The sequence below is a fragment of the Streptomyces sp. NPDC047079 genome (assembly GCF_040643755.1).
GTDB lineage: Bacteria > Actinomycetota > Actinomycetes > Streptomycetales > Streptomycetaceae > Streptomyces.
Map to the genome: position 1 here is coordinate 13,683 of NZ_JBEYUZ010000003.1, position 23,369 is coordinate 37,051.

24 protein-coding genes and 1 tRNA gene are annotated in these 23,369 nt (G+C 71.1%); 17 read left to right on the forward strand and 8 right to left on the reverse strand.

Annotated elements, in window-relative coordinates:
- Positions 1-31: 31 nt before the first annotated feature.
- The 3 genes from ABZ823_RS04875 to ABZ823_RS04885 all read left to right on the forward strand — a co-directional run bounded on the left by ABZ823_RS04875 (position 32) and on the right by ABZ823_RS04885 (position 1,454).
- On the forward strand, positions 32-709 hold the full coding sequence (locus ABZ823_RS04875; protein WP_361653712.1) for an HdeD family acid-resistance protein: 678 nt from the start codon (positions 32-34) through the stop codon (positions 707-709).
- Positions 710-910: 201 nt separating this feature from the next.
- On the forward strand, positions 911-1,261 hold the full coding sequence (locus tag ABZ823_RS04880; protein ID WP_361653714.1) for a hypothetical protein: 351 nt from the start codon (positions 911-913) through the stop codon (positions 1,259-1,261).
- Positions 1,262-1,313: 52 nt separating this feature from the next.
- Entirely contained in the window at positions 1,314-1,454 is a 141-nt protein-coding gene (locus ABZ823_RS04885; RefSeq protein WP_361653716.1) for a hypothetical protein, read from the forward strand.
- 62 nt (positions 1,455-1,516) lie between these two features.
- On the opposite strand, the gene ABZ823_RS04890 is transcribed toward ABZ823_RS04885, so the two are convergent.
- Positions 1,517-3,100 carry a helicase HerA-like domain-containing protein gene (locus ABZ823_RS04890; RefSeq protein WP_361653718.1) on the reverse strand — a complete coding sequence of 528 codons (1,584 nt, stop codon included), beginning with the start codon at positions 3,098-3,100 and terminating at the stop codon, positions 1,517-1,519.
- A 104-nt stretch (positions 3,101-3,204) separates the two neighbouring features.
- Here ABZ823_RS04890 and ABZ823_RS04895 point away from each other — a divergent pair, with 104 nt between their 5' ends.
- The gene (locus tag ABZ823_RS04895) at positions 3,205-3,501 is read left to right on the forward strand and encodes a type II toxin-antitoxin system VapB family antitoxin (protein WP_004943146.1); all 297 of its coding nucleotides are present in this window, start codon (positions 3,205-3,207) and stop codon (positions 3,499-3,501) included.
- Between the two features lie 161 nt (positions 3,502-3,662).
- Positions 3,663-4,310, forward strand: coding sequence for a LytR C-terminal domain-containing protein (locus ABZ823_RS04900; protein ID WP_361653720.1), 648 nt, complete (start codon positions 3,663-3,665; stop codon positions 4,308-4,310).
- Between the two features lie 248 nt (positions 4,311-4,558).
- On the opposite strand, the gene upp is transcribed toward ABZ823_RS04900, so the two are convergent.
- Positions 4,559-5,194 (reverse strand): uracil phosphoribosyltransferase, encoded by a 636-nt coding sequence (gene upp / locus ABZ823_RS04905; RefSeq protein ID WP_361653722.1) that lies wholly within the window; start codon positions 5,192-5,194, stop codon positions 4,559-4,561.
- A gap of 156 nt (positions 5,195-5,350) precedes the next feature.
- Between upp and ABZ823_RS04910 the strand changes: the two genes are divergently transcribed.
- The 8 genes from ABZ823_RS04910 (at position 5,351) to ABZ823_RS04945 (ending at position 10,199) form a co-directional block, all read left to right on the forward strand.
- Positions 5,351-5,536: a hypothetical protein gene (locus ABZ823_RS04910; RefSeq protein ID WP_361653724.1), complete on the forward strand. Its 186-nt coding sequence runs from the start codon at positions 5,351-5,353 to the stop codon at positions 5,534-5,536.
- A 287-nt stretch (positions 5,537-5,823) separates the two neighbouring features.
- Positions 5,824-6,351 carry a hypothetical protein gene (locus tag ABZ823_RS04915; protein ID WP_361654731.1) on the forward strand — a complete coding sequence of 176 codons (528 nt, stop codon included), beginning with the start codon at positions 5,824-5,826 and terminating at the stop codon, positions 6,349-6,351.
- A 65-nt stretch (positions 6,352-6,416) separates the two neighbouring features.
- Complete coding sequence (gene tadA, locus ABZ823_RS04920; protein WP_361654734.1) at positions 6,417-6,845, forward strand: tRNA adenosine(34) deaminase TadA; 429 nt, start codon at positions 6,417-6,419, stop codon at positions 6,843-6,845.
- Between the two features lie 69 nt (positions 6,846-6,914).
- Positions 6,915-6,999: transfer RNA gene (locus ABZ823_RS04925), tRNA-Ser, on the forward strand.
- A gap of 233 nt (positions 7,000-7,232) precedes the next feature.
- The gene (locus ABZ823_RS04930) at positions 7,233-7,409 is read left to right on the forward strand and encodes a hypothetical protein (protein ID WP_361653726.1); all 177 of its coding nucleotides are present in this window, start codon (positions 7,233-7,235) and stop codon (positions 7,407-7,409) included.
- Between the two features lie 46 nt (positions 7,410-7,455).
- Positions 7,456-7,749: a Dabb family protein gene (locus tag ABZ823_RS04935; RefSeq protein WP_361653728.1), complete on the forward strand. Its 294-nt coding sequence runs from the start codon at positions 7,456-7,458 to the stop codon at positions 7,747-7,749.
- Positions 7,750-7,964: 215 nt separating this feature from the next.
- Complete coding sequence (locus ABZ823_RS04940) at positions 7,965-9,041, forward strand: SigB/SigF/SigG family RNA polymerase sigma factor (protein WP_361653730.1); 1,077 nt, start codon at positions 7,965-7,967, stop codon at positions 9,039-9,041.
- Between the two features lie 246 nt (positions 9,042-9,287).
- On the forward strand, positions 9,288-10,199 hold the full coding sequence (locus tag ABZ823_RS04945) for an RNA polymerase sigma factor SigF (protein ID WP_361653732.1): 912 nt from the start codon (positions 9,288-9,290) through the stop codon (positions 10,197-10,199).
- A gap of 463 nt (positions 10,200-10,662) precedes the next feature.
- Here ABZ823_RS04945 and ABZ823_RS04950 read toward each other — a convergent pair whose 3' ends face one another.
- On the reverse strand, positions 10,663-10,857 hold the full coding sequence (locus ABZ823_RS04950) for a hypothetical protein (RefSeq protein ID WP_361653734.1): 195 nt from the start codon (positions 10,855-10,857) through the stop codon (positions 10,663-10,665).
- A 245-nt stretch (positions 10,858-11,102) separates the two neighbouring features.
- On the opposite strand from ABZ823_RS04950, the gene ABZ823_RS04955 reads away from it, so the two are divergent.
- The 4 genes from ABZ823_RS04955 to ABZ823_RS04970 all read left to right on the forward strand — a co-directional run bounded on the left by ABZ823_RS04955 (position 11,103) and on the right by ABZ823_RS04970 (position 15,645).
- Positions 11,103-11,606 (forward strand): MarR family transcriptional regulator, encoded by a 504-nt coding sequence (locus tag ABZ823_RS04955; RefSeq protein WP_361653736.1) that lies wholly within the window; start codon positions 11,103-11,105, stop codon positions 11,604-11,606.
- Positions 11,607-11,628: 22 nt separating this feature from the next.
- Positions 11,629-14,190, forward strand: a complete 2,562-nt coding sequence (locus tag ABZ823_RS04960; RefSeq protein WP_361653738.1) for an MFS transporter — start codon at positions 11,629-11,631, stop codon at positions 14,188-14,190.
- Between the two features lie 108 nt (positions 14,191-14,298).
- On the forward strand, positions 14,299-15,120 hold the full coding sequence (locus ABZ823_RS04965) for a YceI family protein (RefSeq protein WP_361653740.1): 822 nt from the start codon (positions 14,299-14,301) through the stop codon (positions 15,118-15,120).
- Positions 15,121-15,171: 51 nt separating this feature from the next.
- Complete coding sequence (locus tag ABZ823_RS04970; protein WP_361653742.1) at positions 15,172-15,645, forward strand: PPOX class F420-dependent oxidoreductase; 474 nt, start codon at positions 15,172-15,174, stop codon at positions 15,643-15,645.
- 9 nt (positions 15,646-15,654) lie between these two features.
- On the opposite strand, the gene ABZ823_RS04975 is transcribed toward ABZ823_RS04970, so the two are convergent.
- From ABZ823_RS04975 to ABZ823_RS04995, 5 genes are all read right to left on the reverse strand, one after another.
- On the reverse strand, positions 15,655-16,440 hold the full coding sequence (locus ABZ823_RS04975) for a TetR/AcrR family transcriptional regulator (RefSeq protein WP_361653744.1): 786 nt from the start codon (positions 16,438-16,440) through the stop codon (positions 15,655-15,657).
- A gap of 261 nt (positions 16,441-16,701) precedes the next feature.
- Complete coding sequence (locus ABZ823_RS04980) at positions 16,702-18,960, reverse strand: glycosyltransferase family 39 protein (RefSeq protein ID WP_361653746.1); 2,259 nt, start codon at positions 18,958-18,960, stop codon at positions 16,702-16,704.
- Positions 18,957-20,591: a glycosyltransferase gene (locus tag ABZ823_RS04985; protein WP_361653748.1), complete on the reverse strand. Its 1,635-nt coding sequence runs from the start codon at positions 20,589-20,591 to the stop codon at positions 18,957-18,959. Before ABZ823_RS04985 ends, ABZ823_RS04980 begins: the two co-directional genes overlap by 4 nt.
- 14 nt (positions 20,592-20,605) lie before the next feature.
- Entirely contained in the window at positions 20,606-22,273 is a 1,668-nt protein-coding gene (locus ABZ823_RS04990; protein ID WP_361653750.1) for a HAMP domain-containing sensor histidine kinase, read from the reverse strand.
- Positions 22,270-23,010: a response regulator transcription factor gene (locus ABZ823_RS04995; RefSeq protein ID WP_361653752.1), complete on the reverse strand. Its 741-nt coding sequence runs from the start codon at positions 23,008-23,010 to the stop codon at positions 22,270-22,272. The genes ABZ823_RS04990 and ABZ823_RS04995 overlap by 4 nt, the downstream gene beginning before the upstream one ends.
- Positions 23,011-23,369 lie beyond the last annotated feature (359 nt).

Sequence of the window (23,369 nt, forward strand, 5' to 3'; positions counted from 1 at the left end):
GGGCTCGCCGGGCCCGCGCCCAGCATGGATCATGACCGACGCACCGAGCGGTTCCCCCTGGGAATCCGAGTACGACGACCGTCACGTCCACGCCTCGCACGATCCGCACGCGCGAAGGCCGCCACCGGACGGCATGGAACCCCCCTTCGAGGGACTCCTGCACCTTCTCTCCCGCAGCGCCTGGCAGGTCGTCCTGGCCACCGGTGTCGCCTCCCTGATCCTGGGGATCCTGGTCCTCGTCTGGCCGGGCCCGACCCTGCTGGCCGCGGGAGTCCTCTTCGGGGTCTACCTCATCGTCAGCGGCGTGCTCCAGGTGGCATCCGCCTTCGGTACACACAGGGCCACCTCGCTGCGCGTCCTGGCGTTCATCAGCGGCGCCCTGTCGATCGTGCTGGGGCTGTTCTGCTTCCGGAGCGTCCTGGAGTCGATCCTGCTGCTCGCGCTGTGGATCGGCATCGGCTGGCTGTTCCGCGGGATCGCCCAGACCGTGGCGGCCGCCCATGACCCGGCGGTGCCCGCGCGCGGCTGGCAGATCTTCCTCGGGATCGTCACCTTCCTCGCCGGCATCGTGCTGATCGTCTCGCCGTTCGCGTCGATCGCCGTCCTGGTACTGGTCGCCGGATGGTGGCTGGTGGTGGTCGGGATCGTCGAGCTGATCACGGCGTTCCGGATCCGCGGTCGCGCCGAGCACATCCCGCGCACCGCGTGAACCAGACCCCACGCAACACGTGAACCCAGACCCCACGCACCGCGTGAGCCAGACCCCACGCACCGCGTGAACCAGACCCCACGCACCGCGTGAACCAGACCCCACGCACCGCGTGAACCACGTCAACCGCACACCGCGCATATCACTCGAGCGGGCGATTCTCGCAACCGATGCGATGAACCGCGCCGTGTCGACGGGCAGATGACCCCTGTGAGCACCACCCCGCACCCCCCTCGTACCGCTCGTCGGTATGCCTGGCTGCGGGTTCTCCTGGTGCTCCTCGCGCTCCTCGCCGCCGGTGCGAACGCCGAGGCCATGACAGCCGAACCCGAGGTGCTGTCAGCGGCCCAGGCATGCGAGGCGGAGCACGAGGTGCTCGTGGCGGCGCTGCGGCCGGCCGGCCCTCAGGGACCCCGTGCCCCCGCGCCGCTGCGGCCGGTGCCACGAGGGACCTGCGGGCCGTACGAACCGCAGTCCTCCGGCCGCGCGCCCGCACGGGCGCCGTTCTTCCCCGCCCTGTCCGCCCTGCGCACCGTCGTCCTGCTCTGCTGACCGGTCCTGCCTCCGCACCGTCACCTGCCGTCAGCAATGCGAGGACGAAGTCATGCCCAGAGATCCGTACGCGGCCCTGCTCGCCCTGCTGCGGGCCGAGGCCGCCCGCAGCACCCGACCGAAACCCGACCCCGAGCCCGACACCGGGGAGGAGCCCCCGCCCGCCCTCACCCGGGAGGGTGACCAGGAGTAGCACACAGCGGCCGCCCCCCACCGGGCGGCCGCCCTCTCCGGACCCCCCGCGCGGTGCCCGCCCTAATGCCTACGGCGGGCCGTTCCGAAGAGCGAGCGGGTGATCTCCCGGCCCAGTTGCGTGCCCAGGGAGCGCGCCAGGGACCTGAAGGCCCCGCTGGTGACGACCTGTTCGACCACGGAGGGCTCCTCCCGCCCCGGCTCCCCTCCGGACGCGGCCGTCTCCTGGACCGGCCGGCTGGCCGCCTCCCGGGCCGCGAGCCTCTCGTATGCCGACTCACGGTCGACCGCCTCCGCGTAACGCTCGTACAGCGGCGACGACCTGACCGCCCTGTCCAGCGCCTCCGCGGCCACCGGCCCCATCAAGGACTCCGGGGCCCTCAGCCGCGTCACCGCGACCGGTGTCGGCGCGCCCCTGTCGCTCAGGACCGTCACCGCGGCCTCCCCCGTGCCGAGGCCGGTCAGCACCTCCTCCAGGTCGTAGGCGGAGGTGGGGAAGGTCCGCACCGTGGCCCTCAGCGCCTTCTGGTCGTCCGGGGTGAAGGCGCGCAGCGCGTGCTGGACGCGGTTGCCGAGCTGGGCCAGGACATCCGCGGGCACGTCGCTCGCGGTCTGTGTGACGAAGAAGACGCCGACACCCTTCGAGCGGATCAGCCGTACCGTCTGCGTGATCGAGTCCAGGAAGTCCTCGGACGCGTCGTCGAACAGCAGGTGCGCCTCGTCAAAGAAGAAGACCAGCTTCGGCTTGTCGACGTCACCGACCTCCGGAAGGTCGTGGAAGAGGTCCGCCACCAGCCACATCAGAAAGGTGGAGAACAGCCGCGGCTTGTCCTGGACCGCGGGCAGTTCGAGTACGGACACCAGGCCCCGGCCGTCGGACGCCGTCCGCAGCAGCTCACCGGTGTCGAACTCCGGCTCCCCGAAGAAGGGCGCCATCCCCTCCACCTCGAAGGCCGTCAGCGCCCGCAGGATCACCCCGGCCGTCGCCGTGGACAGGCCGCCGATCTCCTTCAGTTCCTCCCTGCCCTCGTCCGACGCCAGGAAGGCCACCACCGCCCGCAGGTCCTTCAGGTCGATCAGCTCCAGGCCCTTGCTGTCCGCGTAGTGGAAGACCAGGCCGAGCGACTGTTCCTGGGTCTGGTTCAACCGGAGCACCTTCGACAGCAGCACCGGGCCGAAGCTCGTGATCGTGGCGCGCACGGGGATGCCCTGGCCGGTGCCGCCCAGCGCGTAGAACTCGGCCGGGCAGGCGGCGGGAGTCCAGTTCTGACCGACCTCGGCCGCCCGGGCGCACACCCGCTCGTTCGCCTGCCCCGGCGCCGAGACACCGGAGAGGTCCCCCTTGACATCCGCCAGGAACACCGGCACGCCCTGGGCCGACAGTTGCTCGGCGATCAGTTGCAGCGTCCTCGTCTTCCCGGTGCCGGTGGCACCCGCGACCAGACCGTGCCGGTTGAGCGCCGACAGCGGGACACGGATCGGCGCGTCCGGCAGGCACTGCCCGTCCCACACCAGGGCGCCCAGCTCGACGGCCGGACCCGCGAAGGCGTAACCGGCGGCGATGTCCCGGGCCTTTGGCGGGAGCGCGGGAGCGTTCCCGGGGGCCTCGGGCGCGGTGGGTCCGGGCACCGGCCGACTGTCGCTCATCTCAAGCCCCTGATCCTTTTTGCACCCGTTTACCGCGTCTTTTCCAGCGTCGCACTCCGTCGCCATGGCTGCGCCCGGAACGTCAGGCCCGGTAGGCTTTCCGTGTGATCTTCAAGCGCATCGGAAACGGCCGGCCGTACCCCGACCACGGCCGGGAAAGCACCCGGCAGTGGGCGGACGTCGCGCCGCGCCCGGTCCGCCTCGATCAGCTCGTGACGACCAAGCAGCAGCTCGATCTGGAAACGCTCCTCGCCGAGGACTCGACGTTCTACGGCGACCTCTTCGCGCACGTCGTGAAGTGGCAGGGCGACCTGTATCTGGAGGACGGCCTCCACCGCGCGGTGCGCGCGGCGTTGCAGCAGCGCCAGGTCCTGCACGCGAGAGTCCTCGAACTCGACTGATTCCCGGGCTTGGTCCGCTGGTCCGGGCGCCGGTCCGGCTTTTCCGGCGGGCTCGGGCCCGACGCGGCGCGCCCACTGCGCATGACCCGTTCGGGTTGGACTGAGGGGCTCCCAATGATCATCTAGTAGGCATTGCCGCCCGGGAGCACTACGCTGCGCCCATGAGCATGCTGACTCCCCCCGGCATGGGTGGCCAGTACCGGATCACGGGGGGCAAGTATCCGAGGATGCGCCGGCCCCGACGCCGCGGCAGGCTCGTGTTCGCCATCGTCGCGTCGGTGGCCGCCGTCGGCGTGATCGGCTGGGGGACCCTGCAGCTCATCGAGGTCTTCACCGGCGGCGACAGGACGTTGGTGGCCGGCTCGAAGACGGGCTGCGCGACCAAGGCGAGCGCGTCTCCCGCGACCCGCGCCGAAGCCCTGCCCCAGCCCGGGCAGATCACCGTCAACGTCTTCAACGCCACGGCCCGCACCGGCCTGGCCAAGGAGACCGCGGACGAGCTGAAGAAGCGAGGCTTCCGCATCGGCACGGTGGGCAACGCGACCGAGGACTACGACAAGAAGGTCAAGGGCACTGGGCTGCTGCTCGGCCCCAAGGCCGCCGTGGACAGCGCCCTGCCGGTTCTCGGCACGCAGCTCGCGGACGCCGAGCGCCGCACCGACGCCCGCACGGGTACGGCCGTCGACCTCATCCTGGGCGACGGTTTCAAGTCCCTGACGGCCCAGCCGGACGCGGACAAGGCCCTGGCGGCACTGAGCGCCCCGTCACCGTCCCCGTCGCCGGGCAAGAACGCCAAGAAGAGCTGCTGAGCGGCTCCACCCCGCCGACGTGACCGCGGTGTCCGGGGTGCGGATGCGTGGGCCGGAGAAAAGGGGCTGCCTCGCCAACGGGTACGGAAGGTGCCTGACCGGCGCACCGGACAGCGGTGCCTGCCACCGGCGAGACCCGCCAGGCCGCGACAGCCGTCGGCGAGCCCCGCCAAGTCATGGCGGCCACGGGCGAGACCCGCCCGGCCACGACAGCCGTCGGCGAGACCCGCCCGGCCGGCGTACGCCGTCTACTCCGCTGCCCCGTACAGCCGGTCACCCGCGTCGCCCAGGCCCGGCACGATGTAGCCGAGCTCGTTGAGGTGGTCGTCGACGGCGGCCGTGACCACCGTGACCGGCGTGCCCGCCAGTTCGCGCTCCATCACCTCGACGCCCTCCGGGGCGGCGAGCAGCACCACGGCCGTCACGTCGCGCGCCCCGCGCCTGATCAGCTCCTGGATCGCCGCGACAAGCGTGCCGCCGGTCGCCAGCATCGGGTCCAGCACGTACACCTGGCGCCCCGACAGGTCCTCGGGCATACGCGTCGCGTACGTGGAGGCCTGGAGCGTCTCCTCGTTGCGGATCATGCCGAGGAAGCCCACCTCGGCGGTCGGCAGCAGCCGGACCATGCCGTCGAGCATCCCGAGGCCGGCCCTCAGGATCGGCACGACCAGCGGGCGGGGGCGGGAAAGCTTGACGCCGGTGGTGGCGGCGACCGGGGTCTCGATGTCGATCTGGTCGGTGCGCACGTCCCGCGTGGCCTCGTAGGCGAGCAGGGTGACGAGTTCGTCGGCGAGCCGACGGAAGGTCGCGGAGTCGGTGCGGCGGTCGCGCAACGTGGTGAGCTTGTGGGCGACCAGGGGGTGGTCGACGACGAGGAGACGCATGTCCCTAACAGTAACCGGGCTTCCCCCGGCCACCGCGCGGCCGTACCCCCGAGCTCCCGCCGACCGGCCCGCGGCCCGTTCGCGACCGCTTCCACCCTGGCATCGAACCCCCCATCAGGGGGAAAGTGGGAGGGACGCGACTGGGGTGGTGTGCCTATGCCGGACCGGGAATCCCACGAGGACGTCGAACCGCAGGAGACGGACGCCGAGCGCAGGCGGCGCCGGGCCCTGTTCCTGCGCGAACTCACGGAGGCCCGGGAGCTCCGCGACCGCGTCCAGCCCCGCCGCGCCAAGGCCGCGCGGCTGCGTCACGCGATGCGTATGCGCACCTTCCGCTGGTAGCGACGCGGCCGCCGCGGGGGTGGCCATGCGGCCACACCGCCCCGGGCCGCGTACGATCCGCTGGTGGCGGCAATGAGTGCGCTGGTGAGTGGACCGCTTCGATCGGGGTGTTCGGTCGGGGCATCCGCGATCGAAACGGCCAGACACAGGGAGTCGAAGACGTCCCCTGAGCGCCTTGTTTCTGCCACGATTCCGAGTGGGTGGGGCTCGGAGAGAACACTCCCCGCCCACAACCTCCGCCGGGGGGACCCCCAACCGGCACGCCTATGACCAGTGGGAGAGTCACGGTGTACTTCGCCGCACTGCTCGCGCGCACCGAAGACGGGTGGGAAGCGAGCGACACAGAGCTCGACGATGTGGAGACCCTGTCGGATCTGACCGACCTGGCCCGCGACGCCTCGGTCGACGAGGACACGGTGCTCGTACTCATCGAGCAGGAGGACGCGTGGTTCGGCGTCGTCCGCGTGGACGGCGAGGACGACCCTCGTATCTACGTGTCGGACGCCTCCGCCGCCGCCCGCAGCTCGTACGGCGAGATCCTGCTCACCGACGAACTGCTCGGAAGGGAGCCCGGCGACGACGTCGCCGACCTGGACTCCCTCGACCTCGACGGCACGGAGGACGGTGAGCCCGAGGACGACGACGACACGACGGGCTCGGACACCGCCGTACCGCACGGCCCCGTGGGCGACAGCGAGATCCTCGACGATCTCGGTGTCGGCGAGAAGGAGCTGCGCATCCTGGACGCCGAGGACGCCCTCAACTCGATCGCCGAGGCACTGGGCGCCTCGGAGGTCCTGGAGACCGTCCGCTAGGAGCACCGGTGACCGAGGACGGGACGCCGGCCCCCGATCCGGTACGCGACCGGTGGCGGGCCGCGATGCGGCTCGCCCTGGACGAGGCCGGCAAGGCCGCCGAGGGCGGTGACGTGCCCGTCGGCGCGGTTGTGCTGTCCCAGGACGGCTCGGTGCTGGCCACCGGCCACAACGAACGCGAGGCGACGGGGGATCCGACGGCCCATGCGGAGCTCCTCGCGCTCCGCCGGGCCGCGAGCGCGCTCGGCGAGTGGCGGCTGTCCGGCTGCACGCTCGTCGTCACGCTGGAGCCCTGCACGATGTGCGCGGGCGCGGTGCAGCAGTCCCGGGTGGACCGGCTGGTCTACGGCGCGCGCGACGACAAGGCCGGCGCGGTCGGGTCGCTGTGGGACCTGGTGCGCGACCGGCGTCTCAACCACCGCCCCGAGGTCGTCGGCGGCGTGCTCGCCGACCGGTGCGCCCAGCTCCTCACGGACTTCTTCCGGGGCCGCTGAGAATCCCTGCCTGGCGATACCCGGAAACGGATTTCGGACCACGGCCCCCCTTGGGGTAGGGTCTCCCTCGGTAGCGTGTCCGAGCGGCCGAAGGAGCTCGCCTCGAAAGCGAGTGTGGCGCAAGTCACCGAGGGTTCAAATCCCTCCGCTACCGCCGGAGAAGGGCCCCGTCGACAGACGGGGCCCTTCGTGCGTCCGCGAAAGCCCCGGCCGCGGAAGCCCGCGGAGTCCCGTCCGCGGGACGGGTCTCCGCCGTGCCACCGCCGGGAAAGGGTCGAGTGAGGACCTGGTGCATTCGTGATCTTTTGCGGGTCCCGAACGCCCGGCCGAGATACACTCACCGCCGGCGAACGGGCCCACGGGGCGCAGCAGACGGGGGAGGCCGCGGTGGCGGTGCAGGGAAAGAAGATCGCGCTGTACGCGCTCGTGGTCTTCGCGCTCTACGTGATCATCACCGACCCCGCCAAGGCCGCGGACTACGTCCAGATAGGGTTCGAGGGCATCTCCAGTGCCGCCAAGGCCATCGGCCACTTCATGACGTGGATCGCCGACGGAGCCAAGTGAGGCTCCCCTCGGCCGGGCGGCCCCCGTCACACCCCTGGGAGCGCCCGTGATCCGTCACCTGGTCCTCTTCAAGCTCAACGAGGGCGTCCGGCGTGACGACCCGCGCGTCGTGGAGGGGGTGCGCGCGTTCGAGGCCCTCGGCGGCCGGATCGACGAGCTGCGCTTCTGGGAATGCGCCTGGAACATCACCGACCGGCCCATCGCCTACGACTATGCGATCAATTCGGCGGTCGACGACACGGACGCTCTGCGCCGTTACCTCGAGCACCCGGCGCACCAGGCGGGCGTCGCGCTGTGGCGCGAGTTCGCCACATGGGTGATCGCGGACTACGAAATCTGAGCGACAGCGAGCACGGATTCCGTGCGACACCCCTCGCGGAGCCCTCCATCGGAACGGTGGGGGGCTCTCCTGTGTCTTGCGTGCCCTGTGCCCCAACTCTCCCTCAACACGGAGTTATGGGGTGCTTGCACACAGTGTCCATTCTTGTGATGCTATGACCGCTTTTGATGGTTGAGTTGACAGAGGCGTTAACGGACGAAGAGGTGGCGTTGACCGTGTCGGCCAGTACTGCGCCGCCGCAGGACGAGGAGGCTCCGAGCCCGGGTCCCGACCGGCACCGGACACCCGCCACGGCCCCCGCACGGCCCCAGGAATCCAGAACCGCCTCCCCCGAACCCCAGGAACCCGACGACGCCCTCTGTACCCCTTCCGCCTCCTCCGACCCCCAGCCGCCCGACGCCGCTTCCCCTGCCTCACAGCCCCCCGATACCGCCTCCTCCGCCTCGCCGCCGCCGGACAGTGCCTCCTCCGCGCCCTCGGACGCCTCCTCCGCGCCCTCGGACCCCGCCTCGGCGACCGCCCCCAAGCGCCGCGGCGCCGACACCCGGGCCCTCACCCAGGTGCTCTTCGCCCAGCTCAAGAACCTGGAACCGGGCACGCCGGAGCACCAACGCGTGCGCGGGGCGCTCATCGAGGCGAACCTCCCCCTCGTGCGCTACGCCGCCGCCCGCTTCCGCTCCCGCAACGAGCCCATGGAGGACGTCGTCCAGGTCGGCACCATCGGACTGATCAACGCCATCGACCGCTTCGACCCCGACCGGGGCGTGCAGTTTCCGACCTTCGCGATGCCGACCGTCGTCGGCGAGATCAAGCGCTACTTCCGCGACAACGTCCGCACGGTGCACGTCCCGCGCCGGCTGCACGAACTGTGGGTGCAGGTGAACAGCGCCACCGAGGACCTGACGACGATGCACGGGCGCTCCCCGACCACCGCCGAGATCGCCGAGCGGCTGCGCATCACCGAGGAGGAGGTGCTCGCCTGTATCGAGGCGGGCCGCTCGTATCACGCCACCTCCCTGGAGGCCGCCCAGGAAGGTGACGGACTGCCGGGCCTCCTCGACCGGCTCGGCTACGAGGACCCGGCCCTGGACGGCGTCGAGCACCGCGACCTCGTACGGCACCTGCTCGTACAGTTGCCCGAGCGCGAGCAGCGGATCCTGCTGCTGCGCTACTACAGCAATCTGACTCAGTCGCAGATCAGCGCCGAACTGGGAGTCTCCCAGATGCATGTGTCAAGGCTCCTCGCCAGGAGTTTCGCGCGTCTGAGATCCGCAAACAGGATCGACGCATAACTCACCCGAGCGAATCGCCCGCAAGGGTTCTTCCCGACAGTTCCGCGCTGAAAGGCACTCAGAAGCCCTTCAACCAGGGCGCATTCACCTCTCACATGTCGACATGTCACTACAGCGTGTTGCCGACATGTGACATTCTTCCGGGAGCGCGTTTGCCGCAGCCTCGTGGCCGGTATTCAGGTGGAGGCTGCGTTCCTCACGACGGGAGCGTCCGCCGCGACCGTCCCGCGACCCAAAGGGGGTGGCATGTCCGCAGACCAGGGCAGCTCGAAGGTGCTCACGCTCATGCAGAGCGACTCCGCGCCCGACGTGCTTCAGGACCTTCCGGCCACTCAGGAGCTCCCGGGTGCCGAGATCGTTCCGGCACCCGAGGCCCCGGACCTTCCGTCCTCGGAAGCCATCGACACCCGCACCCTGTCCCGCTCCCTCTTCCTGCGGCTCGCCGCCCTCGACGAGCACAGCCCGGAGCGCGCCTACGTCCGGGACACGCTCATCGAGCTGAACCTCCCCCTAGTGCGCTACGCGGCCGCCCGCTTCCGCAGCCGCAACGAGCCTATGGAGGACATCGTCCAGGTCGGCACGATCGGGCTGATCAAGGCGATCGACCGGTTCGACTGCGAACGGGGCGTGGAATTCCCGACCTTCGCGATGCCGACGGTCGTCGGCGAGATCAAGCGGTTCTTCCGGGACACGTCGTGGTCGGTGCGGGTGCCGCGCCGGCTCCAGGAGCTGCGCCTGGCCCTGACCAAGGCCAGCGACGAGTTGTCGCAGAAGCTCGACCGCTCGCCGACGGTCACCGAACTCGCCTCCGTGCTCGGGGTGTCGGAGGAGGACGTGGTCGACGGACTCGCCGTCGGCAACGCGTACACGGCGTCGTCGCTGGACTCGCCGGCCCCTGAGGACGACGGCGGCGAGGGCTCGCTCGCGGACCGCCTCGGCTACGAGGACTCGGCGCTGGAGGGCGTGGAGTACCGCGAGTCCCTCAAGCCGCTGCTGGCCAAACTGCCGCCCCGCGAACGGCGGATCATCATGCTGCGCTTCTTCGCGAACATGACGCAGTCGCAGATCGGCGAGGAGGTCGGCATCTCGCAGATGCACGTCTCCCGGCTGCTCACCCGGACGCTGGCTCAGCTGCGGGAGGGCTTGATCTCCGACTAGTCCCGCCCGACTCACGGAGGTTGACGCCTCGTCGGCCGTGCCTCACAGCCGCTTGGTGTGACGTGGTCGAAGGGTCGCCGAGGCCGTGGCGGGGTCTCGGCGGCCCTGGTGTGTCCGGTGCGGGGTGACTTCGACACGCCAACGCGCCTTGCGCGCCTGTCAGTTCAGGGAGCACGAGGTCAGGCCACCGCCGTCCGGGAGACGGGGTGCACCGGACGGCCGCGGCCCTTTTCTGGACACGTGCGCGCCGGCGAAGGCGATGCGGCCTTCGGCAACCGCAAGCGCCCGGCACAGGAACCCCGCTGAGGCCCGCCGCACCGTGCACCTCGCCAAGGCTCGTCACTCCGGGCGCCCCTGCCACTGAGCCCGCGCGCCGGGCGCGCCTGCCACAGAGCCCGCGCGCGGGCGCGGAGGCCGACGGCGCCACGAGAAAGAGGTCTTGCGAAGTCCGGCTCTTGGCCGGTTACTTCAGCGCGAGCCAGGCGACCGCGGCGACGATCACCACGGCGGCGATGACACCGACGATGAGGCCGATACGCGGCCCTGCCGGAGCGGGTGCCGACTGCCTGGCCTGCGGCGCCTCGTCGACGAACGCGCGGAACATCTGCGTGCTGCCGGCGGGGTCGTAGTTGCCCTGGGGGCCCTGGGTGTTAGCCATGGCCCGAGACCCTAGCGAATCCGCGGTGGCCGCCCAAGTGGGGGGCTCCGCCCTCACGGCCGTTCAGCCGGAATCGCCTGGTCCGCGCCCGGCGGGCGGGCCGGCCTCCCCACCCCCCACCTCGGGATTTACATTCGCCAATACTTGCCTTTGCCAAGTTTTTGCCGCTGAAGCCCATGATTAATTTGCCTGCAGCAACCAATATCTCTACGGTTGCTCTAGGCAACGATCTAGAGGGAGGTGCGATGGCCGAGCGAGCACAGTACGAGGAGCTGGCGCGTCAGCTCAGCGCCTTCGGGGCTGTAAAGAGGGACATGGGGCGGATCCTGCCGCCCGAGTGCCCCGGCGGCTCTGCCGCCGTGCTGTCCCTGCTCGGCCGTCACGGCGACATGCGCATGAGCAAGCTGGCGGAGCTGCTGGCCGTCGACATGTCGGTCACCAGTCGCCATGTCGCCCATGTCGCGGAGCGCGGCTGGATCGAACGCTCCCCCGACCCCGCGGACAAACGCTCCCGCATCCTGCGCCTGACCGGCGCCGGCCAGGCCCAGCTCGACGAGCTGTCCCGGCGCAGCGCCGAACTGCTGGCCGAGCGGCTCGCCGACTGGCCGGACGACGACATCGGCCGGCTCATCCAGCTGATGGCACGGCTGCGAAACAGCTTCGGCGACTGCCGCTCCGCACCCCGGCTCGCGCAGTCCGCCCCCGTGGCGGAAACCGTTGCCCACCGGACCACCCGTACACCCGCATAACGAACGTAAGAAAAGGAAGCCCATGGCAACGACCACACCAGCCGGTGTGCGGGCTCACGCCAAGCACGGGGGAGGCTCCCCGGACGGCGCTCCGATGACCCACCGGCAGATCATGGAGGCCCTGTCCGGGCTCCTGCTCGGCATGTTCGTGGCGATCCTGTCGTCCACGATCGTCTCCAACGCGCTGCCGCACATCATCGGCGACCTCGGAGGCGGCCAGTCCGCCTACACCTGGGTCGTCACCGCGTCGCTTCTGGCCATGACCGCGACGACCCCGCTGTGGGGCAAGCTCGCGGACCTGTACAGCAAGAAGGCACTCGTCCAGATAGCCCTGGTCATCTACGTCCTGGGCTCGATGGCCGCGGGCCTGTCGCAGAACCCCGGCATGCTCATAGCCTGCCGTGTCGTCCAGGGCGTCGGCGTCGGCGGCCTGTCCGCCCTGGCGCAGATCGTCATGGCGGCGATGATCTCCCCGCGTGAGCGCGGCCGTTACTCCGGCTACCTCGGCGCCACCTTCGCCGTCGCGACCGTCGGCGGCCCGCTGATCGGCGGCGTCATCACCGACACCGACTGGCTCGGCTGGCGCTGGTGCTTCTACGTCGGCGTGCCCTTCGCGGTGATCGCGCTGATCGTGCTCCAGAAGACGCTGCACCTGCCCGTGGTGAAGCGGGACGTCAAGGTCGACTGGGCCGGCGCGCTCTTCATCTCCGCCGCCGTGTCCCTGCTGCTGGTCTGGGTCACCTTCGCCGGTGACAAGTACGACTGGCTGTCCTGGCAGACGTACACCATGATCGCGGGATCGATCGTCCTCGGCGCGATCTTCGTGTTCATCGAGACCAAGGCCGCCGAGCCGATCATCCCGCTGCGCCTGTTCCGCAACCGCACCATCACCCTGTCGTCCCTCGCCTCGCTCTTCGTGGGCGTCGCGATGTTCACCGGCACGGTGTTCTTCGCCCAGTACTTCCAGTTGGCCCGCGACAAGTCCCCCACGATGTCCGGTGTGCTGACCATCCCGATGATCGGCGGACTGTTCGTCTCCTCCACCGTCTCCGGCCAGATCATCACCAAGACCGGCAAGTGGAAGGCGTGGCTGGTCAGCGGTGGCGTGCTCGTCACCGCGGGTCTGGCCCTGCTCGGCACCATCCGCTACGACACGGCCTACTGGGAGATGGCCGTCTTCATGGCGCTGATGGGTCTCGGCATCGGCATGATGATGCAGAACCTGGTGCTGTCCACGCAGAACCAGGTGGCGCCCACCGACCTCGGTTCGGCCAGCTCCACGGTGACCTTCTTCCGGTCCCTCGGCGGTGCGATAGGCGTCTCCGCGCTCGGCGCGGTCATGGCCCACCGGATCACCCACTACTTCACGGACGGCCTCGCCGACCTCAGCCCGAAGTACGCGAGGCTCGCGGCCGGCGCAGGCTCCGGCGGCGCCATCCCGGATCTCGCCAAGCTGCCCCGGCCGCTGCGCACTCTGATGGAGAGCTCGTACGGCCACGCCATCGCGGACGTCTTCCTGATCGCCGCGTGCATGGCGTTCCTCGCCTTCCTGATCACGCTGTTCATCAAGGAGGTCCCGCTGAGGACCAGTGGCGGCCTGGCGCAGGCCGCGGCGACCGAGGCCGACCAGGCCCCCGTGGCCACAGCGGCCGACCAGGCCCCTGTGGCCACCGCGACCGCCGCCGCCGGGCTGCCCGTCGCCGCCGAGGAGAAGGTTCCCAGCTGGGCCGTCGCCGGCGCCGAGGCCGCCCCCGAGGGCACGGGCACGCAGAAGCTCGCGGCCGTCGCCACCCTCGCCGCACCCGGCGAGTCCGCGCCCTCCGGCGGCGTCCCGGTGCGCGGCTTCGTCCGCGGCGCCGAGAGCGCCCCGGTCCCGGGGGCCGCCGTCACGCTGATCTCCCTCGGAGGACGCCAGCTGGGCCGGTCGGTCGCCACGGCCGACGGCTCCTACGCCGTGGACGCGCCGGGCACGGGCTCGTACGTCCTGATCGCCTCCGCCGACGGCTACCAGCCGCAGGCGTCCACGATCGTGGTGAACGGGGAACCGCTGTCCTACGACATCCTGCTCAGCGGCACCAGCGGACTGACCGGTGTCGTCCGGGCCGCCGAGACCGCACTGCCGGTCAAGGACGCGATGGTGATCGTCACGGACGTCCGTGGTGATCTGCTGGCCACCGCCACCACCGGCGAGCAGGGCGACTTCTCCCTCGCCGAGCTGGTGCCGGGCTCCGTCACCGTCGCGGTGAACGCCTCCGGCTTCCGGCCGCGGGCCCTGCCCGTCGAGGTGGGCGGCACCGGGGTCACCCGGATCGAGGTCGACCTCGACTCCGGCGCCCAGGTCCAGGGCGTCGTACGCGCCCCGCACGGCCCCCTCGCGGACGCCCGGGTGACCCTGGTGGACGCGGCCGGCAACGTGGTCGGCACGGCCACGACCGGCACGGACGGGGCGTACGCCTTCACCGACCTGAGCAGCGGCGAGTACACCGTCATCGCGACGGGCTACCCGCCGGTGGCCACGGCTGTGAACGTGAGCGGCCGCGGCGTCGACGACCACGACATCGAACTGGCCCATCCGGGCGAGTAGGTCGGACCCCGGCCCGCGGGTGCGCGCTCTGAGCGGAGGTGCGCCCCCGCGGGCCGGATTTTTAAGGCTTCTACGGGGATATCCGAGGATTTAGAGGGAGACCACACGATGGCACTGACCGCACGGATCCGTACGCGGGACGGCTGGGCCGTGTCGCACGCGGTCGTCACCGTGACCGACATGACCGGTACGCAGGTGCTGCGCGCCGAGGCCGACGCGGAGGGGGCCGTCCGGGACACCACCGAGCTGGCACCCGGCGCGTACACGGTGATCGTGACCGCGGTCGGGTACGCGCCCGCCGCCTCCAGCGCGATCGTCACCGCGAGCGGCCGCGCCGAGATCGGGGCCGTGACGCTGGCCCGGCAGGGCGGCGCCGAACTGCCGCCGCCCGGCCCCTGGACCATCGACCCGGCGCACTCCTCGGTGGGCGCGGTCGCCCAGCACCTGGGCATCTCCAGCGTGCACGGCCGGTTCACCGAGTTCTCCGGGCGCATCGAGATCGCCCCGGACGAGGTGCAGAAGTCCCGCGTGGAAGCCGTCATCAGCGCCTCGTCCATCGACACGGGAAACGGCATGCGCGACACCCACCTGCGGTCGGCCGACTTCCTGGACGTCGAGACGTATCCGCAGATCACCTACCGCTCCACCGGCCTGACGGCCGCGGGCTCCGACCGCTGGACGGTCCACGGAGAGCTGGGCATGCGCGGCATCGTCCGCCCGGTCGACCTCGACCTCGCCTACCTCGGCACCGGCTCCGACCCGTGGGGCGGCACCCGCGCGGCCTTCCGCGCCACGACGGAACTGCGCCGCGAGGACTTCGCGATGAACTACAACCAGGTCGTCCAGGCGGGCATCGCCGCGATCGGCACGACGCTGCGGGTGGAGCTGGACATCCAGGCGGTGCAAGGTGAGTCACTCCCGCAGGCGTAGGCACGGCAGGGTCAGTCTCCCCGGCCGCGTGAGCGCCTAGGCTTTCGTCCCATGGCACCGAACATCGCGACGAACACCGCCGTATCGCTGGACGAGCTGCTCGACTTCGTCCGCCCCCGGCACCGCGCGATCCTGCTCACGCGGCGCGCCGACTCAAGCCCCCAGGGGTCGCCGCTGACCTGCGGGGTCGACGACTCGGGCCGGATCGTGGTCTCCACGTACCCGGAGCGGGCCAAGACGCGCAACGCCAAGCGGGACGAACGGGTCAGCCTGATCGTGCTCAGCGACGAGTGGAACGGCCCGTGGGTCCAGATCGACGGCACCGCCGAGGTCATCGACACACCGGACTCCGTCGAGCCGCTCGTCGAGTACTACCGCAACATCGCGGGCGAGCATCCGGACTGGGACGAATACCGCGCTGCCATGGTCAAGCAGGGCAAGTCGATCATCCGGATCACCCCGGTGAAATGGGGCCCGGTGGCGACCGGCGGCTTCCCCGCCCGCCTGGCGGCCCCGCAGGGCTGACCGTCCGGCTCACTCGGGCCGGCCCCGGGCGACCATGGCCTCGATCCCCGCGATCAGCGTCTCCAGCGCGAACGCGAAGTCGCGTTCGCGCATCTCCTCCACCGTGTCACCGCCGCGGGCCTCGATGAGGTCCGCGGAGTGGCGCACGACCTCACTGAAGTCCGGGCTCTGCGTCACCGCGCTCAGCGCCTGACGGACATACTCGTCCTGGGTCGTCCCGGCCGCCGCGCAGCGGTCGATGAAGTGGCCCTCGATCGTGCCGAATCCGTACACGAACTGGAAGACCGCCGAGATCGCCCCCATCTGACCGTGCACGGGCAGCCCGGTCAACCGGATCACCCGCTGCACGGCGAGCGAGAAGGCGACGGCGTGCGGGCCGATGTTGAGGAACCTCCCGGCCAGCGGTGACAGCCAGGGGTGGCACACCAGCAGCGCCCGGTACTCCGCGGCGAGCGCCCGCAACTGCTCGCGCCAGTCCCGGCCCGAGTCGGCGGCCGGCAGCCGCATCTCCCCGAAGACCGCGTCGAGCGCCAGCTCCAGCAGGTCGTCCTTGGTGTCCACGTACCAGTAGACCGACATCGCCGTGACGTTCAGCTCGGCGGCCAGTCGGCGCATCGAGAACTTCGCGAGGCCCTCCGCGTCCAGCAGCCGCACGGTCGCCCCGGTGATCCGCTCGCGGTCCAGTCCGGACGGCTGGCCGCCGCCCCCGCGCGAGCCGCCGCGCCGGGGCGCCTTGCCGTCCAGCCAGACGCTGGTCCGCGCCAAACGCCCCGCCCGCTGGGCTGCCTTCACCATGGCGCACCTTCCTCGACACTCCGACCGCCGATCACGATGCCAGGTGCCCCTTGGGGGGCGCGAGGCCGTCACCCCCCTGCGGCTTCGCCGCGGGGACGCGAGCGGCCACCACCGACCCGCGGCCGCCCGGCCACCGCACCGGCCGGGCCGCCATGCGGCCGCCATCCCCGAGTCTTCCCCTTCCGCCGCCGCGAAAAGCGGTGGGCCGGGCAGGTGCCCGGCCCACCGCTTTCAGGCCGACCTTCGGGTGTGGACCGGCCGTCAGCCGCCGGTCTTCTGCGTGAGGTCGTAGAAAGTGGCCGAACCGACCGTCACCTTCTTGAAGTTCTTCTCGACCCACGAGGTGATCTGCGAGGAGACGTCGGAGCCGCCGGTGCCGCCGCCCCGGCCGCCGAAACCGCCCCCGGAGATGAAGTAGTGGATGTCGCCCCGCGCCACGTACTTCTGGAACTGGGCCAGCGTCGGGGACGGGTCGCTGCCGTTGAAGCCGCCGATCGCCATCACCGGGTCACCGGTGGCGAGCTGATAGCTCGCGGCGTTCTGGGAGCCGATGGACGCGGCCACCCAGGTGTACTTCCCGGCGTCCTGCTCCAGCAGTTTCCTGGCCTCGGAGCCGACCTCGGCGCCGTCGAGCAGACCGCCCATACCGCCGGCGCCGCCCATACCGCCCTCGCTCCTCCGGCCCCCGGGGAAGCCGCCCTGCTGGTTGCCCTGTCGGTTGCCCTGTGGGTTGCCCTGCTGATTCTGGCCGGTCTGGCCCGGGATGCCACCCCCGGCAAGGCCGCCGGGGGAGCCGCCGGTGCCACCGCCCGGGAATCCGCCGCCCTGTCCGCCCTGGGCGTTGCCGTCGCCGTTCCGCTGGTTCTGGCCCGGCATGCCTGCGCCGAACCCGCCGCGCATCCCGCCGCCGGGACCGCCCATCATGCCGGCGCCCGTCGGACCGGCCGTGACGATCGACCCGGTGTGCCCCTGGTTCACCGTGGTGAGGCTGTACGCCGCCGGACCGGCGACCGAGGCCACAAAGCTCAGACCCACCACGGCTAGGGCCAGTTGCCGGCCGAGCCGGGTCACGAAGATCAGACCGAGGGCGCCGACCAGACCGCCGACGAGGACGAGCCACTTCAGCCAGGGCAGGTAGTCGGGCGTGCGGTCGAGGAGCACGTACCCCCAGGCGGCGGTCGCCGTGACGGCGGCCGCGAGCGTGAGCGACGCCCATGTCCTCGACCGCTCCTCCCACAGGACCGTGACGCCCATGCCGACCAGGGCGGCGATGTAGGGGGCCAGGGCCACCGTGTAGTACTGGTGGAAGATGCCGGCCATGTAGCTGAAGACGACCGCGGTCATCAGCAGGGAGCCGCCCCAGGCGAGGAACGAGCTGCGGACCAGGTCCGTCCGTCGCGCCTTCCTGGTGAGCACGACACCGGCGACCAGCAGGATCAGTGCGGCCGGCAGCAGCCAGGAGATCTGGGAACCGATCTCGGAGTCGAACATCCGGTGCCAGCCGGTCGTCCCCCACCGTCGGCCCCCGTTGCCGCCACCGCCACCGCCACCGCCACCGACGCTGCCGGTCTCGTCGCCGTTGATGCGGCCGAGGCCGTTGTAGCCGAAGGTCAGTTCCAGGAACGAGTTGTGCTGCGAGCCGCCGACATACGGTCGTGAGGACGCGGGCCACAGCTCGACGACCGCCACCCACCAGCCGCCGGAGACGACCAGCGCCACCGTCGCCAGGCCCAGTTGCAGCAGCCTCTTCCTCAGCCGCACGGGCGCGCAGACCCCGTACACGACCGCCAGTGCCGGCAGGATCAGAAAGGCTTGCAGGGTCTTCGTCAGGAACGCGAAGCCGACCGCGGCCCCTGCCCACACCAGCCACTTGGTGCGGCCGTCCTCCAGGCCCCGGACGACGAAGTAGACCGTGAGCGCCATCAGCAGCGCGAGCAGCGCGTCCGGGTTGTTGAAACGGAACATCAGCGCCGCGACCGGGGTGAGCGTCAGCACGGCACCCGCGATCAGGCCGGCCGCGGGGCTGAACCGTCGCCGGACGGCCGCGTACACCACGGCGACCGTCAGGACTCCCATGATCACCTGGGGGACGAGGATTGCCCACGAGTTCAGGCCGAAGATCCGCACCGACAGGGCCATCGGCCACAGCGCGGCCGGGGGCTTGTCCACGGTGATCGAGTTGCCCGCGTCCAGCGAGCCGAAGAAGAACGCCTTCCAGGACTTGCCGCCGGCCTGGACCGCCGCGGAGTAGAAGGAGTTGGCGTAGCCGGAGGCGCTCAGGTCGTACAGGTACAGCAGAGCGGTGGCGAGGAGCAGCCCGAGGAACGCGGGGCGGGCCCAGCGGGGGTCCTCGGGCCGGCCGCGCAGGAATCTGCGCGCGAGCGGCGGCGTGGGCTCACCGGCACCGGGGGCCGACGCCGGCGAATCAGCGGGCTCCTGCGGCGGAGCGGTGGGGGGCGGCCCCCAGGAGTGGGGCCCCGGACCCCCCTGATGGGTCGGCTGGTCGTAGTGGGTGGTCATCGGTAGTCCCTCGGGTCGGTGTCCTGCGGACGCATCGGCCGCAGCGGCATGGTGGCGTCCCTCCGGATGGCGCGGTCCGCGCCGGCATCGGCGCGGAACGGGGCGGTGTCGTACGGGGATCGGGGCGCCGCGGGGCGCTGAGGCAGCGAAGGGCGCTGCTCGGAGTGCTCGGAGTGCTGGGAGTGCTGGGAGTGCTTGGAGTGCTGGGAGTGCTGGTGCGGCTGGTGCGTTTGGTGCGGCTGGTACTGGTACGGCCGACCGTGGCGGGGGCTCTGGTCGTGGGGCGTCTGGTCGCGGGGCGTCTGCTCGTCGTAGCGGCGGGTCTGGTCATGGCCGGGCGCGCTGTCGTCGTAGCGGCCGGTCTGGGCGTAGCCGGGCGCACGGTCGTCCTCGCCCCGGTCCGGGAAGACCCAGGCCCGGAAGAGCAGGAACCGCAGCACGGTCGCCGCGAGGTTGGCGGCGATCAGCACCGCGAGTTCCGTGGAATGCGCGGGGTTGCCGCTCGCCGAGTTCAAGGCGGCGAGGGAACCGCTGGTGAGAGCGAGGCCGATACCGAAGACGACCAGGCCCTGCGCCTGGTGGCGGGCCGCGCCGCCCCGGCCGCGCACCCCGAAGGTGAGCCGGCGGTTGGCCGCCGTGTTGGCGACCGCCGAGACCAGCAGGGCGAGCGCGTTGGCGATCTGCGCGCCCGAGAACTGCCGGAAGAGGCTGTAGAGCAGCAGATAGAAGAGGGTGGACAGACCACCGACCACACAGAAGCCGACGAGCTGACGGGCCAGCCCACGCGGGACGTCCTTGATGTCCCGGTCGCGCGGGTCGTCGCCGAACGGCCGGGCGAGCCGGTCCAGTGGCAGCGAGCCGGTGGCCAGCGCCCTGCCGATCCGCCACACGCCCTTGAGGTCGTCCGTCGCCGTCTTCACGATGTGCACCGTGGAATCGGGGTCGTCGACCCAGTCGACCGGCACCTCGTGGATGCGCAGACCGGCGCGCTCGGCGAGCACCAGCATCTCGGTGTCGAAGAACCAGCCGGTGTCCTCCACCAGCGGCAGCAGCACCTGGGCCACATCGCGGCGGATCGCCTTGAAGCCGCACTGCGCGTCCGAGAACCGGGCCTGGAGCGAGCCGCGCAGGACGAGGTTGTAGGCGCGGCTGATGAACTCCCGCTTTGGGCCGCGTACGACCCGGGAGGTCCGGGCCAGCCGGGAGCCGATCGCCAGGTCGGAGTGGCCCGAGATCAGCGGTGCCACCAGGGGCAGCAACGCGTTGAGGTCGGTCGAGAGGTCCACGTCCATGTACGCGAGGACCGGGGCGTCCGAGACGGACCAGACGGTCCGCAGCGCACGGCCGCGGCCCTTCTGCTCCAGCCGGAAGGACGTCACCTCCGCGACCTCCGCCTCCAGCCGCGCGGCCACCTGCGGGGTGGCGTCCGTGGACGCGTTGTCCGCGATCGTGATGCGGAAGGCGTACGGGAACGTGCGCCTGAGGTGCTCGTACAGTCTGAGCACGCACGGCTGGAGGTCCTTCTCCTCGTTGTAGACGGGGATCACTACGTCCAGGACAGGCGTACCGGCTCCGGCGGCCGGGAGGTGCTCCCGCGCCGGCAGGGTGCCGGGAGAGGAATCGGTTCGCATGGGACCGACTCTTCTCAAGCGCCCTGTCGCACCCATGTGGTGGCGCTGTGCTGTGCCTGTGAGTGCCGTTGCCGGCTCGTTCCGGGAGCGGGCGCGGGTACGTCCGGACCGAGCGCCGGCAGATACACGGTGAACACCGTGCGTCCGGGCGCGCTGTCGACGGTCACCTCACCACCGTGCGCGGTCGTGACGGCCTGCACGATGGCGAGCCCGAGTCCGGTGGAGCCGGTCGACCGCGAGCGCGCCGAGTCGCCGCGCGCGAACCGTTCGAAGACGTGCGGCAGCAGATCCGGCGGGATGCCCTGTCCGTCGTCCCCGACGTCCACACACAGCCATGGGCCCCGCCGCCCGACGCGTGCGGTGACGGTCGTACCGGGCGGAGTGTGCGTGCGGGCGTTGCCGAGCAGATTGACGAGCACCTGCTGCAACCGGGCGGTGTCCGCCGACACGAGCGCCGGCTCGTCCGGCAGCTCCAGCCGCCAGTTGTGGTCCCGCCCGGCCGCACGAGCGTCACTGATGGTGTCCACGACGAGCGGTACGAGGTCGGTCCGCTCGAACCGGAGCGGGCGCCCCGCGTCCAGCCGGGCGAGCAGCAGCAGGTCCTCGACGAGGAGGGTCATGCGCCCGGCCTCGGACTCGATCCTTCTCAGGGCGTGCCGGGTGTCGGGCCCGGTCTCCTCGCGTCCGCGCCGGGTCAGCTCGGCGTACCCACGGATGGAGGCGAGCGGTGTGCGCAGCTCGTGACTGGCGTCGGCGACGAACTGCCGTACGCGCATCTCGCTCTGCTGCCGTGCGTGCAGGGCGCCGTGTACGTGGTCCAGCATCCGGTTGAGCGCGGCCCCGACCTGCCCGACCTCGGTGTGCGGATCGGTCTCGGACTCCGGCACCCGCTCGTTGAGGGTGACCTCGCCGCTGTGCAGCGGCAGTTCGGAGACGCGGGTGGCGGTCCCGGCCACCTTGCGCAGGGGCCGCAGGGCGAGGCCGACCAGGACGGATCCGGCGATCCCGGCGGCGACGAGACCGGCGGCGGTGACGCTGACCTCGACGACGACGAGGGTGTTGATGGTGTTGGTGACGTCGGAGGTGGGCAGCCCGATGTAGTAGTTGCCGCGCGTGCCCTCCACGTACGTGACCCGGTACTCGCCCCGGGCCGGGATGTCGACGGTGTGGATGCCCTTCTTCGGCACGGTGGAGAGCGCGGCGACCCCCGCGGCGCCGAGCTGGGTGGGGACCATGCCCTTGAAGCCGCCGTTGCCGTCGGTGCGCGACTCGGAGACGGCCGCCTTGACGATCCGGCCCTGTGCGTCGACCACGGCGGCGACCGCCCCGGGCTGCGCCCCGCCCCTGGTGACGATGAAGTCGAGTTTGCCGTCCGTCGATTGGGCCCTGCCCGAGGAGTTGGGCGGGGACGAGGTGCCGGACGTCGTCGCCGAGCCGTCCCCGGGATCGGGCGGCCCCTCGCCGGGTGCACCCTTGGGCAGCCCGGCGGCGCGCCGACCGGCCTCGACGACCTGCGCGTTCTTCTGCTCGTTCAGGTGCTGGCTCAGCGCGATCGCCGTCACCGTGCCGATCACCGCGCACACCACGGCGATCAACGCCACCGACGAGACGACCAGCCGTGTCCGCAGCGTGCGCGGCCGGCTTCCTCGCCTCTGGGTATGCGGCCGTCGCCGCCTGCTCATGACGCCGCGGGCTTGATCAGGTAACCGGCACCGCGCCGGGTGTGGATCATCGGCTCACGGCCGGCGTCGATCTTCCGGCGCAGATACGAGATATAGAGCTCGACCACATTGGCCTGCCCGCCGAAGTCGTACGACCACACACGGTCGAGGATCTGCGCCTTGCTGAGCACGCGCCGCGGATTGCGCATCAGGAAGCGCAGCAGCTCGAACTCGGTCGCGGTCAGATGGATGCTCTGCCCGGCCCGGGACACCTCGTGGCTGTCCTCGTCCAGGGTGAGGTCCCCGACGACCAGGACGGAGTCCGAGCGGCGGTCCGCGGCGCCGGAGCGCCGGATCAGCCCGCGCAGCCGGGCCACGACCTCCTCGAGGCTGAACGGCTTGGTGACATAGTCGTCCCCACCCGCGGTCAGACCCGCGATCCTGTCCTCCACTGCGTCCTTGGCGGTCAGAAAGAGCACGGGCACGTCGGGCAGTTCACGACGCAGCCGCCCCAGGACGCTCAGACCGTCCATGTCCGGGAGCATCATGTCGAGGACGACGGCGTCGGGCCGGAACTCGCGCGCGGACCGGATCGCGCCCTGCCCGTCACCCGCGCTGCGGATATGCCAGCCTTCGTAGCGCAGGGCCATGGAGAGCAGTTCGGTGATCGACAACTCGTCGTCCACCACCAGCACTCGGACGGGGCTCCCGTCCGGCCTCAGCAGTTCGGTGCGCCCCTGGGGCGAGGTCGTGGTCATGGTGGACACCTTGTCGGGGCCCGCTGAGAGAGCCCTTTCACGCATCTGTGATTTCCCTGAGAAACTCACAGGCACCTCTCAGGGAACTCCTGGGAAGATCGCCAAGTGGCCTGGTTTCCTGGGGCAGTGACCTTCGCCGCAGGGCACGGACGAGACGGGAATGAGCGCCCGGCCCCAGGAAACGGCTGTGACGCCGCTGGGCAACCACCGCCCGTCCACCCCACCTTCACCGAACGGATCCGGAAGAAACCCACGCGGCCACCCGGCGCGCAAGAAGACCGGCCACCCACCGTGCACGAAGACCGGCCACCCGCCTTGCAAGAAGACCGGTTCGTCCCCCGACGCAAGGAGACCGGCCG